The organism is Allobosea thiooxidans (assembly GCF_900168195.1).
Classification (GTDB): Bacteria; Pseudomonadota; Alphaproteobacteria; order Rhizobiales; family Beijerinckiaceae; genus Allobosea; species Allobosea thiooxidans.
In genome coordinates, this window is the sequence record NZ_FUYX01000001.1 from 357140 (window position 1) to 370767 (window position 13628).

The window sequence follows — 13628 nt, forward strand, 5'->3', positions numbered from 1 at the left end:
ATCGGCTACGCGGATGGCAGCGACGATCCGGCCGCACCATCGGTGGTCGTCGCCCCGGCGACGGCATCGCTTCCCCATCGGGTCACGGCCTGGTCGACGCTATGGAAGATTCGGTCCTCCCCGATGGCGCTGACGACGCCGAAACGATCGAGCGCGACGCGGGCCCGCACCGATTCAACCCGCGCGATCGCGAAAACCGTTCCTTGCGCCTCGCAGGCCTGGGCAACAGCCAGGAGCGCCTGGGCTGCCGTATAGTCGATGGCAGCAATGCCGCTGGCCTCCAGGACGAGCAGCTTCGGTTTTTGCCGCACGAGCCGGTCGAGCAGTTCCTGCTGGAAGCCCAGCGCATTCGCGAACAGCAGGGGAGCGGGAAAGCCGGCGACGAGAATACCCGGGAGCGTCGCCGGGGGCTTGCCCTGTTCCGGCGGCCACCACACCGTCGTCCCGGGGATACGGCCGAACTCGACCGGATGGCTGCGGGTCGTCATCCAGATGCCGTGCAGCAGGGAAAGACCGATGCCGATGGCGACGCCGCTCTCGATCGGCAGCAGGGCGACGGCCAGCGCGGTCAGCAGGACGAGCGCGAATTCCGGCCGGCTCTGGCGCGCGATCTGCACGATCGGGCCGATCCTCAGGATGCGCCCGGCGACGAAGAACAGGACCCCGGCCAAGGCCGCCTCCGGGACATCGGCCAGGATATCGGTGCCGAACAGCGCGAGCCCCAGGACCAGCGCGGCGGCGACAAGCCCGACGACGGGGTTGCGGCCGCCGCTTTCCACGACCATGGCCGTGCGCGGCGGGCTGGCATTGACCGGGAACGCGCCGGCGAGACCGGCGAGCAGGTTGGCACCCGCCAGCCCGAGATAGTCGCGCCCGACATCGCTCGCGCGGCCATCAGGCTCGCGGAAGGAGCGGCTGACGGTCGCCGTCTGCATCATCACGACGAGCGCGATGATCAGGGCGAGCGGCAGGAGTGCCCGGAAATCGGCCCAGGACAAGGCGAAGCCGGGCCAGGGCGGCAGGCCCTTCGGCAATGAGCCGAGCACTGCGACGCCATGACTCCGCAAGTCGAAAGCCATGACGGCAGCCGTCGCCAGCGCGAAGGCGATCAACGCTCCCGGCAGCGCCGCTGCCCGTTTTTCGCAGAACACGATGACGCCGAGCACGCCGAGCCCGAGCAGAGCCGAGATGGGATGGCTCGATGCGCGCTCCGTCCAGATTTCCGCAAGCCGGGGAACCAGGCTGCTCGCCTGCACGTGGAGCCCGAGCAGGCCGGGCAATTGCGACACGACGATATGGGCGGCGATACCGGCCAGGAAACCCGCCACGACCGGCGTGGACAGGAAATCGGCGATCCAGCCGAAACGCAGGATTCCAGCGAGCAGCAGCAGAGCGCCGACCAGGATCGCGAGGGTCGGCGCTGCGGCGGGAGCGACGGCACCGCCGACTGCCAGCGTGGCCAGCGCGCCGGCGAAGATCGGCGTGATCGTCGAATCGGCGCCGACGGTGAGAACCCGGCTGACGCCCAGCAGCAGGAAACCGAGCGTCCCCGCGACGAAGGCGAACAAGCCGATCTGGACCGGGAAGCCGCCGAGGCGCGCCGTCGCCATCTGCTCGGGGATGGTGATCGCCGCCAGCGTCAGGCCGGCAAGCAGATTGCGCCCCAGGCTTGCAGGAAGCGGGAGGCTTTCCAAAGGGCGGCCCGGACCGGCCACAGGTCCATCACGCGACATGACCGGTCCCACGTTGCATGCGAAGCCCAAACGGTTGCAACTATAGCAGCTTGCAGGTCTTCGCGCTGGCGCGTTCGCGGCCGGCGAAACGATGCGCATCATGGTCTTCGAACGAACGGGGTGAGTGTCATGACACTTCCGGACCCCATCCTGCAGTCCGTTCCGCGTCCGGCACCTTCGCTGATGTGCCGCTCGACCAGATGTCGCTGCAGGGGCTCTATGTGCTCCGCGATCGCAAGCTCGATCGGCCGGTAGCCGCCAACGATCGGGCCCTCATCCGAGGAAGAAAACTAGAACAGAACTTTCCCGCTTTTCAGCCGGGTTGCAGACAGTGGGAAAGATCAGGCAAAAAGCGCAATCTTTTCAATGACAGGCTGAGATATTGGTGGGCCGGGCCGGACTCGAACCGGCACCGGCGCTGTTATGAGCAGCGAGCTCTAACCATTGAGCTACCGGCCCAAAATCCGCCTAGCATCGCGAGCGCCCCGCAAGCAAGGCCGGAACGCCTCTCCCAACGGAAATGAAAAGGGCCCCGCGACGCGGGGCCCTTCCGATGGAATGTCCCAGGCTGCGGCGGCACTCAGGCCGCCGTGGCCATCTCCGCGCCGTCGCGATGCCCGGCCGCATGGCCTTCGCGGAAGGAGAAGCGGGCGATGTGCTCGGTCAGCGCGCGGGTCTGTTCGTCGGTCAGCGCCAGCGCCGCATTGGTCTCCTCGACCAGCGCCGCGTTCTGGTGCGCCATCGTGCCGATGCCGTCGATCTCGGTGTTGATCGCCGAGACGTCGGTCGCCTGGCTGCGCGCGGTCTGCGAGATGCCGTTCATCAGCCCGGTCAGCTCGTTCACCGCCGAGACGATCGCGCCGAACATGGCGGAGGTCTCCTCGACCAGGCCGACGCCGACCTTGACGTCGCCATGCGCGGCCTCGACCAGCTTCTTGACGTCGTTCGAGGCATCGGCCGAGCGCTTGGCGAGGCTGCGCACCTCGGTCGCGACCACGGCGAAGCCCTTGCCGGCATCGCCGGCGCGCGCCGCCTCGACGGCTGCATTGAGCGCCAGCAGGTTGGTCTGGAAGGCGATCTCGTCGATCATCGCGATGACCTCGGAGATCTTGCTCGAGGACTGGCGGATGCGCTGCATCGCTTCGAGCGCGGAGGCGACGACCTTCTCGCCCTGCTGGGCGCGCTCCTCGGCGCTCTGGGCCATGCCGGTCGCCTGGGCGGCCTCGCTCGCGGTCTTCTTCACCGTGCCGGCGAAGGCGCCGAGCTGGTTCGTCGCCATCGAGACGGCGTTGCTCTCCTCGCTGGTGCGCTCGGCGAGGTCGGTGACGCCGTCGAGGATCTCGCTCGTCGCGCTGCGGACGGCCGAAACCGTCTCGGCAAGGCGGGCGAGCGTGCTCTCGAACTCGTCGGCGAGCGCATTGGTGCCATCCTTCAGCTCGGCGAAGGCGCCCTGATAGAGCCCCTCGATGCGGGCCGAGAGATGGCCGGCCGAGAGCTCGGCCAGAACCTCGCAGGTCTCCGAGAGACCGGTCTGGACCGTCTCCAGCAGCGTGTTGACCGAGCCGGCGAGCGCGTTGAGCTCGGGATCGGCGAACTGGGCGGCGACGCGCTGGCTGAAGTCGCCGGCGGCAGCGGCCGCGACCACCACGCCGAAGGCCTCGCCCAGCTCCTGCATCATCTGCCGGCGCTGCTCCTGCGCCCGGGCCTGGTCCTCGATCTTGGCGGCCTCGGCGGCGCGCAGGGCCACCGCGTTGTCGCGGAACAGCAGCACGCTCTTCGAGATGTCCGAGATCTCGTCATTGCCCTTGGTGTCGACCACGGTTTCCAGCGCGCCGTCGGCGATCGCCTTCGTGGCGGCCCAGAGCTTGTTGAGGCGCCCGACGATCATCGGCCGGACATAGAACAGCGACAGCGCCAGCGCGATCAGCAGCGAAGCGAGGCCGATGCCGCCGAGCCAGAGCTTGCTCTGGTCGATCAGCGCGCCCGTCGCCTCGCCGGAGGAGACCGCCTCGCTGCGCGCGGTGCTCACCAGCTGGCTCACCTGGCTGCGCACCGCCTCGGCCGCCGCATGGGTCTCCTTGAGGCCGGTCTCGATCGCGGCGCGCGTCGCGAGGTCGCGCTCGCGGATCGCGATCAGGCTGCCCTGCCCCTCGCCGAGATCGATCACCGCCTCGACCGCCTGGCCGCGCGCCTGGTTGGGCTGGATCTTCTCGGCCGCGGCGAGGAAGCCGCGGACCTGGCTCAGGGTAGCGGTGAAGCGGGCCTTGGCGGTGTCGAGCTTCTCGCGATTCTCGATCTGCGAGATCTCGCGCAGCAGACCGACCATCTCGCTGACCTGGAGCTGCAGCGCCTGGGCGGTCTGCAGGGCGGCGAGATCCTTGTCGATGATGCTGGCGAGCGCGTCCTCGATCTCCTTGCCGGTGAGCTGCGTCGCGCTGGCGATGTTCATCTTGACGTTGAACTGGGCGTCGCCGGTCTCGAAATCGGCGAGCGCGGTGAAGCCCTCGCGCGCCTTGGACAGCCTGGCCAGCGCCTCGCTCTGCTCCGTGGCGTTGCGCAGCCGGTCGCCGGTGAGGTCGTTGATGTCGTTGATCTGGCGCGAGAGCGCATCGATCGCGGCCTGTGCCTTCGCCTTGTCGACCTGGCCCTGCTCGGCGATCCGGCGCAGCAGATCCATCTGGCGTCCCTCGACCCTGTCGAGGTCGCCGGTCAGCGCCGAACGCTGCTGGACCGTCTCGATCTCGCTGAAACGGGCCGCCAGCGCGGTCGACTGCGTCGCCGCCTGCGAGAGTTCGAGCGCGAGCTCGACCACCGGCATCTTCTGCTTGATCATGTCTTCGACCGTCTGGTCGACACGGCCATAGGAGAACCAGGCGACCGAGGAGGAGACGATGGTCATGGCCGTCATCATGCCGAGCGCGGCATAGATCCGGGGCGCGATGCCGATCCGCAGCGGCTTGCCCTTACGCGCGGGCTTGGCTTTCGTCATGAAATCGTACTCCGGATATCCACGCAACGCTGGAGAAGGAATTCAAGGAAAACGGGGCTGCCCGGTCGCTGCCGGTCCTGGCCGGCCCGATCGCCACAGGCATGGGAATCCCTTCCCCGCCCCGGCCGTCAGGCCAGGCGGCTGGGTTGCCGTGCCGCATCGAAGAGCCATGAAAATCCCCCGGCCGGGGTGTTTCCCCGGTCTGTCGGGGCGCAGCATCGTCCGGATGCGCTTAAAGAACGCTTAAAAGTGGATTCTTTTGAATCAGATCGCCTTCGGCGGGATTCATGCGTCGTTAGGAAATTCTGCCTGGTTCAGTCCTCGGCCGGCTTCGGCACGGGCCGCGGCCGCCCCTCCTCGTCGATTGCGACGAAGGTGAAGGTCGCGTCGGTCACCTTCTCGTGCATGCTGGTGCGGAAGCGCTTGGCCCAGGCCTCGACATGGATCTTCATCGAGGTCCGGCCGATCGACTCGATCTCGGTATAGACGCTGAGCACGTCGCCCACCTTGACCGGGTGGATGAAGGTCATCGCATCGACCGCGACCGTGACCACGCGGCCCTGCGCCCGGTCGACGCCGGCGATGCCGCCCGCCTGGTCCATGCGCGACATCACCCAGCCGCCGAAGATGTCGCCATTGGCGTTGGTGTCGCCCGGCATGGCGATGGTCCGCACCGTCAGCGTGCCGCGCGGCTCGTCTTCATGGCGATGGGCTTTGGTCATGGGCGTCCTGTTGGGCATGCGGAGGATCCGCCCGGCGATGATGGCGGGGCGGCCGGCCGCAGGCAAGCCGGTCCGAACCCTTTGCCTTGCGCAGCGTTACCGGCGACATTGGCCGAGATTTCGTCAGAAGGGATCACGCAATGTCAGGCTCGGAACCGATCATCTGCATCGCGCTGCGCTATGCCGATGCCCCGCGGATGTATGACTGGCTGATCGAGGCCTTCGGCTTCGAGAAGCACGCCGCCCATTACTCCGAGGATGGCAGGACGCTGCTCCATGGCGAGCTGCGGATGGGCTCGAGCTTCGTCATGCTCGGCTCGTCGGAGGACAACGCGTTCGGCAAGCTGGTCTCGCGTCCGGCCGAGCTCGGCGGCACCACCGCCTCGCCCTATATCGCCACCGACGACATCGACGCGCGCTGCGAGCGCGCCCGCAAGGCCGGCGCCGAGATCTGCATGGAACCGCACGACCAGCCCTATGGCAGCCGGGACTTCATCTGCAAGGACCCCGAGGGCCATGTCTGGTGCTTCGGCACCTACCGCCCCGCCTCGGCAGCCAGCTGAGCCGGCGGCGCGGCGCGCCGCGCCCGCAGCATCAGCCAGCAGACCACGCTCAGATTGACGAGGTTCCAGGCGAGCCCGTTGAGGAAGGCCATGCGGTAGGAGCTGAAATAGTCGAAGATCACGCCGGAGAGGTAGCCGCCGACGGCCATGCCGAGCACCGTCACCGACATCACCAGGCCGATCCGCACGCCGGCCTGCTTGGCCGGCAGGTACTCGCGGATCACGACGGCATACATCGGCACGATGCCGCCCTGGAACAGGCCGAAGATGCCGCTGACGACGTAGAGCGACTGCAGGCCGTCGAACCAGAGATAGAGGAACAGCGCCACGCCCTGCATAAGCGAGCCGAGGGCCAGCGTCGCCGCACCACCGATCCGGTCCGCGATGAAGCCCGAGCCGATGCGGCTGATGATCCCGAGCAGCATCATCAGCGAGAGCATCTCGGCGCCGCGGGCGACGCCGTAGCCGAGATCGCCGCAATAGGCGACGATATGGACCTGCGGCATCGCCATCGCCACGCAGCAGGCGAAGCCGGCGATGCAGAGCAGCAGCTGGAGCTGGCCGGCGCTGAGGCCGAGATCGCCGCGCGCGCCGGCGCTCTTCGCCTCGGCTGCGGCAAACGTCGCCGCACTCGGCTGGCGCCGGAAGAAGGGTGCCAGCGGCAGCATGATCACGAGCACCGCGACGGCGATGCCGAAATGGGTGGCGCGCCAGCCGTGATTGGCGAGACCCCAGGTGATGACCTGCGGCCAGATCACGCCGGCGAGATAGCTGCCCGAGGCGCCGCAGACCACGGCAAGGCCGCGATGGCGGCGGAACCAGTGCGAGAGATCCGAGATCAGCGGCGAGAATCCGGCCGCGCTGCCCATCCCGATCAGCAGCCCATGCGCCGCCGCGAACTGCCAGAGCGACTGCGACAGGCCGGCGGCGGCGTAGCCGGCGCCGAGCAGCAGCGCCCCGACCACGATCGGCACCGTGATGCCGTAGCGATCCGCGACCCGGCCCATCACGATCTGTCCGACGCCGAAGCCGAGCATGGCGCAGGTATAGGGCAGCGAGGCCCCGGCGCGCAGCGTGTCGAATTCGCCCTGCATCGCCGGCAGCACCACGACCACCGACCAGGAGCCGACGCAGGCGACCGAGCCGATCACCAGGGCGACGGCCAGGCGCAGCCAGGCATAGGGGGAATCGGGCTGGTAGCGGTCGGCGGCGGGGTGAGACATGTTTCCTCGGCGGCCACTCGTTCGCGGAGGTGGCTTCTGCCGGCAGGTTTAGCGCCTGCAGCCGGCCGGGCAAGCGCATGGAAGGCAGGGCGGGGCGGCAGGAATGCAGGCCCGACGCCGCTTCGCCGTCCGCACGCCACACAGCCCGCAACCCTGATCTTCGCCCGGCCGCCGGAGCGGAAATCGCCGCGCCGGGAAACCGTTCCCGGAAGATAGCGCAGGTGGAAGGACGATCAGCGGAAGATGCGCTCGCCTTCCATGTCGACGATCTGCTGGCCCTTCACCAGGGTGAAGTCGGCGGCCTCGGCCTGGCCGGGAAAGCGATCGGCCCGGATGAAGCGATGGCTCTTCGTCTCGCCGTCGATCACCTTCTCGATGACCCCGCAGAGCTGGTACTGGCCGCCATCCTGATAGGGCGTGGCGTGGATGGTGAAGCCATTGTGCTCGATGCTCTTGACCGGGCCGGCCGGCTTCTCCTCCTCGGCCTTGCGGCCACCGAACAGCGACTTGAAGAAAGACATGGAACCTCCGCATTTCCTTGCCGCCTGATATAGGCCAGGACAACGGCCAAGGGGAGCGCTGTTTCGGCCTCGCCTCGCAGGCGGTCGCGGCACCGGCGGCCCGGCCGCTTGAACGGCGGCAGGCAGCTTCCCACATCAGAATCGTTCAGGGCGGGCGCAAGGCTTCCCCCACCATAATCGCCCGGCGGCTGCCTCGAGACAGGGAGGGGGCCATGGCGTTTGCCAAATTCCTCATGAGCGCGGCACTGGTCGGCACGGCCCACATCGCGCCTGCCCTCGCCCAGGAGCCGGAGTCGCGCGGGCCGCCCTGCGCCGAACGCTCCCATGTCGCCGCCCAGCTGCGGGAAGCCTTCGGCGAACGCATGATCGGCAGCGGCCTGGCAGAAAGCGGCGTCCTCTTCGAAATCTATGTCAGCCCGTCCGGCACCTGGACCCTGCTCGCCACCACGCCTGTCGGCACGAGCTGTCTCGTCGGAGCAGGTGAAGCCTGGGACCCCTTGCCGGAGCCTGACGCCTACGCGGCGCGATAGCGGGCGCAGGCGACAGGCCGCTTGGCAACCCGGCCGCCATCGACTATGGAGCCGCCATCGGGCCTCGTCCCGTTCGTAAGCGTCTCACGTCAGGCAACGCATCCCCTCGGCATGGCCGTATCGGATGCACCGAACGGCCTGCTCCTTGCGAAAGCCTGACGATGCCTGGCCTCTCCTTCCGCCGCCTCCCCGCCCGCTACGCCACGGTGGTGATGCCCTTCTTCCTGTCGGTGCTGATGACCTTCGTCGTCTCCGGCATCTCCACCCTGAAGGCACTCGGCCCCACCGCCGCGTTCATCCAGACCTGGCCCGTCTCCTGGGCCCTGTCCTGGGTCGTCGCCTTCCCGACGCTGCTGCTGGTCCTGCCCGTGGTCCGCCGTCTCGTCGGGCTGGTCGTCGCCCCGCCGGCCTGACGCCTTCAGTTCAGATGCAGCGCGACCTCGCGCCTGTGCGGCCTGGCCCGGTGCTCGAACAGATAGATGCCCTGCCAGGTGCCGAGCGCGAGCCGTCCGCCCATCACCGGAACCGAAAGGGAAACCGGCGTCAGCGCCGCCTTGATATGGGCGGGCATGTCGTCGGGCCCTTCCGCGCGATGGACGAGATAATCCATCGCCGGATCGTCCGCCGACGGCACCAGCCTGCGGAAGAACGCATCGAGATCCCGCCGCACATCGGGATCGGCATTCTCCTGGATCAGCAGCGAGCACGAGGTATGGCGCACGAACAGCGTCAGCAACCCGCTCGTCTCGCCGCCGGACTGCACGAAGGCGGCGGCACGGTCGGTGAACTCATAGAGCCCCGGTCCCCGCGTCTCGACCGTCAGGATCGCCTGTCGCGCCATCAGCGCTCGGTCAGCGCGAGCTTGGCGCCGAGCGCGACGAAGGCGGCGGCGAAGCTGCGCCGCAGCCAGGCCATCACGGCCGGGCGGCCGATGACCTTGTCGCGCATCGCGGCGGCGAAGAGCCCGTAGAGCGCGAAGACGATGAAGGTCATCGCCATGAACACGCCGGAAAGCTCCAGCATCCGCGCCATCGGGCTCGCCTCATCGGCTGCGATGAACTGCGGCAGGAAGGCGACGAAGAAGATCGAGAGCTTGGGATTGAGCAGGTTGATCGCCAGCCCGTCGCGGAGCACGCGCCAGGCCGAGCGCGGATCGGCCTTCGTCTCGACCTTGAGCGCACCATGCTCCTTCAGCGTCTGCCAGGCCATGTAGAGCAGATAGGCGACGCCGGCATATTTCACGATGGCGAAGGCGAGCGCGCTGGCATGCAGCAGCGCGGCGATGCCCATGATCGCCGCGATCAGATGCGGCACGATGCCGAGCGTGCAGGCGAAGGCGGCGAGCACGCTGGCCCGCGAGCCGCGCGTCAGCCCGGCGGCGATGGTGTAGATCGCGCCCGTTCCCGGCGAAGCGACGATGATCAGCGACGTCAGCAGGAATTCTGGGGACATGGTGCCTCCGGCAGCGGGGATGCGCAGCAAGCCTTCTCCCGCGGCGAAGATCAAGGCCGCATCGGCGGCCTAGAAACTTAGGTATTGGCCTAACTATTTCCGGCGCGCTAATCGAAAGCCATGGTCGCCGCCCTGCCCGCCCTCGACGACACCTTTCGTGCCCTCGCCGATCCGACGCGCCGTGCCGTCGTGCAGGCGCTCGGCCGCGGGCCGGCTTCGGTCAGCGAGCTGGCGAAGCCGTTCGAGATGGCGCTGCCGAGCTTCCTGCAGCATCTCAAGGTGCTGGAGGAATGCGGCCTCGTCGCGACCCGGAAGGCCGGCCGGGTGCGGACCTGCACCCTGCGGAGCGAACCTCTGGCCGCAGCCGAACATTGGCTGGAGGCACAGCGTTCGCTCTGGACCCGGCGCCTCGACCAGCTCGATCGCCTGGCATTGCAACTGAAGAATCAGGAGGAAAACGGATGACCGATACGCATGCGACCGTCTTCGACCCCACCCTCGACCTCGAACTGAGGCGCGAGGTCGATGTGTCGCCCCGCCTGATCTGGCGCGCCTGGACGGAGCCCGAGCTGCTGATGCAGTGGTTCACGCCCGCCCCGTGGAAGACCACGGCCTGCGAGCTCGACCTGCGCCCCGGCGGCAAGTTCCGCACGGTGATGGAAGGGCCGGACGGCGAGAAGCACGACAACAACGGCTGCGTGCTGGCGGTGGTGCCGGAAACCTATCTGCTGTTCACCGACGCGCTCGGCGCCGGCTACCGGCCGGTCGAGGGCGGCTTCATGACCGCCTCGGTCACGATCTCGCCGACGGCCACCGGCACGCTCTATATCGCCCGCGCCTTCCACAAGGACGCCGCCGGCAAGAAGCAGCACGAGGAGATGGGCTTCCACGAAGGCTGGGGAACGGCCTGGGAGCAGTTGGTGGCTCTGGCCCGGACGCTCTGAGGCGGCGCCTCCCTCCAGGCAGGCCGCCTTATCGCGCCTGCCAGAAATGGAGCTGGCCGGCATGGTTGTTGCCGGCCAGCGGCAGTTCCTGGGCGACGACGCTGGAGCCGTCGAACAGGTCCCAGTGGTCGCCGGTCGTCCACTGCATGAACAGGAAGGAATACCGCTTGTCGCCGCTCGTCTGGTAGCAGTTCTCCAGATAGAGCACGCCCCGGCGGCCGAGCACCCTGGCGGAGACGTCCCTGCAGACGCCTTCGACATCGGGCGGGCCATAAGCACGCCGGACGCGCGGCAGCAGTTCCGAAGCGCGGATGAAGAGCAGCTGGCTCAGCCCGCGCAGCGACTGCCCCGAACCGGGCAGCACGCCGGGGCGCGGCCCGCCCGCCAGCGGCGGTGCCCCCTCGAAGGAGGTCCTGACCTCCCCGTTCAGGATGGTCTGGATCGTCGCGTCGTCCTGCGACGGCGTCAGGCGCAGCGTATAGCCCATGCAGATGGCGCAGCGATTGGTGGCCTCGCCGATCGCGTTCTTCGCCCAGGGGCGGATGGTCGCGAACCGTTCCTGCAGCGCGTCATAGGCAAACGGGAGCATGGACCAACCTCCTGAAGCGCAAGCTGGCGACGTCGAAGGCCGGCCGCCTGCCCGATCGTCGAGCGGCGGCAGACTGGCCAGCCGCCGCGACGGCGGCATCCTTCGTTCACAGGAAGCCTGATCCGGCGGCGCTTTCGGGAGCGGCAAAGAAAAAGCCCGCCTCCGCGCTGCGCGGAAGCGGGCCTGGTTTTCGATCGATCGGAGGCGTGGCGCCTCAGTTGTCGAGGAAGCTCCGGAGCTTCCGCGAGCGGCTCGGATGCTTCAGCTTGCGCAGCGCCTTCGCCTCGATCTGGCGGATGCGCTCGCGGGTGACGCTGAACTGCTGGCCGACCTCCTCGAGGGTGTGGTCGGTGTTCATGCCGATGCCGAAGCGCATGCGCAGCACGCGCTCCTCGCGCGGCGTCAGCGAGGCCAGCACGCGGGTCGTCGTCTCGCGCAGGTTCGACTGGATCGCGGCGTCGATCGGCAGGATCGCGTTCTTGTCCTCGATGAAGTCGCCGAGATGCGAATCCTCCTCGTCGCCGATCGGCGTTTCGAGCGAGATCGGCTCCTTGGCGATCTTCAGGACCTTGCGGACCTTCTCCAGCGGCATGGCCAGCTTCTCGGCCAACTCCTCCGGGGTCGGCTCGCGGCCGATCTCATGCAGCATCTGGCGCGACGTCCGCACGATCTTGTTGATCGTCTCGATCATGTGGACCGGGATGCGGATGGTGCGGGCCTGGTCGGCGATCGAGCGGGTGATCGCCTGCCGGATCCACCATGTCGCATAAGTGGAGAACTTATAACCCCGGCGGTACTCGAACTTGTCGACCGCCTTCATCAGGCCGATATTGCCTTCCTGGATCAGGTCGAGGAACTGCAGGCCGCGGTTCGTGTACTTCTTGGCGATCGAGATCACGAGACGCAGGTTGGCCTCGATCATCTCCTTCTTCGCCTGCCGGGCTTCGCGCTCGCCCTTCTGGACCATCAGCACGATCTTGCGGAATTCCTGAATCTCCAGGCCGGTCTCGGAGGCGAGCGTGTGCACCTCCTCGCGCAGGTCCTTGATCCGGTCCTTCTCCGCCGCGACGAATTCCTTCCAGCCGCGCGAGCCGAGCTTCGAGACGCGCAGGACCCATTTCGGATCGAGCTCGCCGCCGACATGCTGCTTGAGGAAGTCGTCACGCGCCACGCCGTAGCTCTCGGCGAGGCGCAGCAGGCGCGTCTCATGGCCGATCAGGCGCTTGTTGATGTCGTAGAGCTGCTCGACCAGCGCCTCGATACGGTTGTTGTTGAGCGAGAGCGACTTCACCGCGGTGATGATGTCGTCCTTGAGCTTCTTGTACTTGCGGTCCTGCGACGGCGAGAGCTTGGTGTTCTCCAGCCGGTTGGCGATGTCCTGGTCCTGCAGGCGGCGCAGCTTCTTGTAGTCATCTGCGATGGCATTGAAGGTCTCGAGCACGCGCGGCTTGAGCTCGGTTTCCATGGCCGAGAGCGAGACATTGTTCTCGATGTCGTCGTCGTCCATCTCCGGCGGGGTCTCCCCCTCCGCAGTCTCGGCCTGCTCGCCTTCCTCGCCCTCTTCCTCGCCGGCAACGGCGGGATTCTTGCCGTCGGGGCCGGCATAGGTCGCTTCGAGGTCGATGATGTCGCGCAGCAGCACCTTGGCCTCGACCAGCTCGTCGCGCCAGATGATGATGGCCTGGAAGGTCAGCGGGCTCTCGCAGAGCCCGGCGATCATCGCCTCGCGGCCGGCCTCGATGCGCTTGGCGATCGCGATCTCACCCTCGCGCGAGAGCAGCTCGACCGAGCCCATCTCGCGCAGATACATGCGGACGGGATCGTCGGTGCGCTCGGTCGGCTCGAGATTGCGCTTGGTCTCGGTCGGCAGGGTCTGGCGCGAAGCGTCGACCAGATCGCCGCCCTCGACCTCGTCGTCGTCGCCGCCGGCCGCTTCCTTGCGGTTGGCGCGATCCTCGCCGGCAGCTTCCGGATCCTCGTTGTCGACGACGTTGATGCCCTGCTCGCTGAGCTGGCCGAGCACGTCCTCGATCTGCTCGGAGGTGAATTCCTCCGAGGGCAGCACTTCGTTCAGTTCGTCATAGGTGACATAGCCGCGCTTCTTCGCGAGCTTGATCATCCGCCTTACGGCCTGATCGGTCAGGTCGAGCAACGGGCCGTCGGTAGTCGGGGGGGCATCCGGCGCGACCTGATCGGTCTTTTCCCGTTCGCTCGCTTTTGTCGCCATCAATCAGCGCTCCGCACTCGCGCAGGGCCATGGCCGAGAAAGCCATGTACCGACGCATAAAAGGGCGGCGCGACCGCAGGCCCGGCGCGCTCACCCACCCAAATCACTGTTCGCAGATGGCACCGAACGTCGTTG

The 13628-nt window shown here is 67.7% G+C and carries 14 protein-coding genes and 1 tRNA gene; 5 read left to right on the top strand and 10 right to left on the bottom strand.

Annotated features, from left to right (window positions below; genetic code table 11):
- Positions 1-5 precede the first annotated feature (5 nt).
- The 4 genes from B5Y19_RS01750 to B5Y19_RS01765 form a co-directional block, all read right to left on the bottom strand.
- Complete coding sequence (locus B5Y19_RS01750; RefSeq protein ID WP_244555445.1) at positions 6-1694, bottom strand: SulP family inorganic anion transporter; 1689 nt, start codon at positions 1692-1694, stop codon at positions 6-8.
- Positions 1695-2116: 422 nt separating this feature from the next.
- A tRNA-Ile gene (locus B5Y19_RS01755) sits at positions 2117-2192 on the bottom strand.
- Between the two features lie 121 nt (positions 2193-2313).
- The gene (locus B5Y19_RS01760) at positions 2314-4722 is read right to left on the bottom strand and encodes a methyl-accepting chemotaxis protein (RefSeq protein WP_055726707.1); all 2409 of its coding nucleotides are present in this window, start codon (positions 4720-4722) and stop codon (positions 2314-2316) included.
- Positions 4723-5036: 314 nt separating this feature from the next.
- Positions 5037-5444: an acyl-CoA thioesterase gene (locus B5Y19_RS01765; protein ID WP_055726734.1), complete on the bottom strand. Its 408-nt coding sequence runs from the start codon at positions 5442-5444 to the stop codon at positions 5037-5039.
- A 140-nt stretch (positions 5445-5584) separates the two neighbouring features.
- On the opposite strand from B5Y19_RS01765, the gene B5Y19_RS01770 reads away from it, so the two are divergent.
- The gene (locus B5Y19_RS01770) at positions 5585-6007 is read left to right on the top strand and encodes a VOC family protein (protein WP_055726706.1); all 423 of its coding nucleotides are present in this window, start codon (positions 5585-5587) and stop codon (positions 6005-6007) included.
- On the opposite strand, the gene B5Y19_RS01775 is transcribed toward B5Y19_RS01770, so the two are convergent.
- Positions 5980-7230, bottom strand: coding sequence for an MFS transporter (locus B5Y19_RS01775; RefSeq protein ID WP_055726705.1), 1251 nt, complete (start codon positions 7228-7230; stop codon positions 5980-5982). The two genes, B5Y19_RS01770 and B5Y19_RS01775, sit on opposite strands and share 28 nt — an antisense overlap.
- 233 nt (positions 7231-7463) lie before the next feature.
- Complete coding sequence (locus tag B5Y19_RS01780; protein ID WP_055726704.1) at positions 7464-7751, bottom strand: HlyU family transcriptional regulator; 288 nt, start codon at positions 7749-7751, stop codon at positions 7464-7466.
- 212 nt (positions 7752-7963) lie between these two features.
- On the opposite strand from B5Y19_RS01780, the gene B5Y19_RS01785 reads away from it, so the two are divergent.
- Both B5Y19_RS01785 and B5Y19_RS01790 read left to right on the top strand, forming a co-directional pair.
- Entirely contained in the window at positions 7964-8281 is a 318-nt protein-coding gene (locus B5Y19_RS01785; RefSeq protein ID WP_055726703.1) for a hypothetical protein, read from the top strand.
- Between the two features lie 161 nt (positions 8282-8442).
- Positions 8443-8694: a DUF2798 domain-containing protein gene (locus B5Y19_RS01790; protein ID WP_055726702.1), complete on the top strand. Its 252-nt coding sequence runs from the start codon at positions 8443-8445 to the stop codon at positions 8692-8694.
- A gap of 5 nt (positions 8695-8699) precedes the next feature.
- Here B5Y19_RS01790 and B5Y19_RS01795 read toward each other — a convergent pair whose 3' ends face one another.
- The gene (locus B5Y19_RS01795) at positions 8700-9122 is read right to left on the bottom strand and encodes a secondary thiamine-phosphate synthase enzyme YjbQ (protein ID WP_055726701.1); all 423 of its coding nucleotides are present in this window, start codon (positions 9120-9122) and stop codon (positions 8700-8702) included.
- Positions 9122-9733: a LysE family translocator gene (locus B5Y19_RS01800; protein WP_055726733.1), complete on the bottom strand. Its 612-nt coding sequence runs from the start codon at positions 9731-9733 to the stop codon at positions 9122-9124. Before B5Y19_RS01800 ends, B5Y19_RS01795 begins: the two co-directional genes overlap by 1 nt.
- 120 nt (positions 9734-9853) lie before the next feature.
- On the opposite strand from B5Y19_RS01800, the gene B5Y19_RS01805 reads away from it, so the two are divergent.
- Both B5Y19_RS01805 and B5Y19_RS01810 read left to right on the top strand, forming a co-directional pair.
- On the top strand, positions 9854-10198 hold the full coding sequence (locus tag B5Y19_RS01805; protein WP_055726700.1) for an ArsR/SmtB family transcription factor: 345 nt from the start codon (positions 9854-9856) through the stop codon (positions 10196-10198).
- The gene (locus B5Y19_RS01810) at positions 10195-10677 is read left to right on the top strand and encodes an SRPBCC family protein (RefSeq protein WP_055726699.1); all 483 of its coding nucleotides are present in this window, start codon (positions 10195-10197) and stop codon (positions 10675-10677) included. The genes B5Y19_RS01805 and B5Y19_RS01810 overlap by 4 nt, the downstream gene beginning before the upstream one ends.
- 28 nt (positions 10678-10705) lie before the next feature.
- Here the strand turns inward: B5Y19_RS01810 and B5Y19_RS01815 are convergent, their stop codons facing one another.
- Together B5Y19_RS01815 and rpoD are read right to left on the bottom strand one after the other, a co-directional pair.
- Positions 10706-11266, bottom strand: coding sequence for a hypothetical protein (locus B5Y19_RS01815; RefSeq protein ID WP_055726698.1), 561 nt, complete (start codon positions 11264-11266; stop codon positions 10706-10708).
- A gap of 214 nt (positions 11267-11480) precedes the next feature.
- Positions 11481-13493 (bottom strand): RNA polymerase sigma factor RpoD, encoded by a 2013-nt coding sequence (rpoD, locus tag B5Y19_RS01820; RefSeq protein WP_055726697.1) that lies wholly within the window; start codon positions 13491-13493, stop codon positions 11481-11483.
- Between the last annotated feature and the right edge of the window lie 135 nt (positions 13494-13628).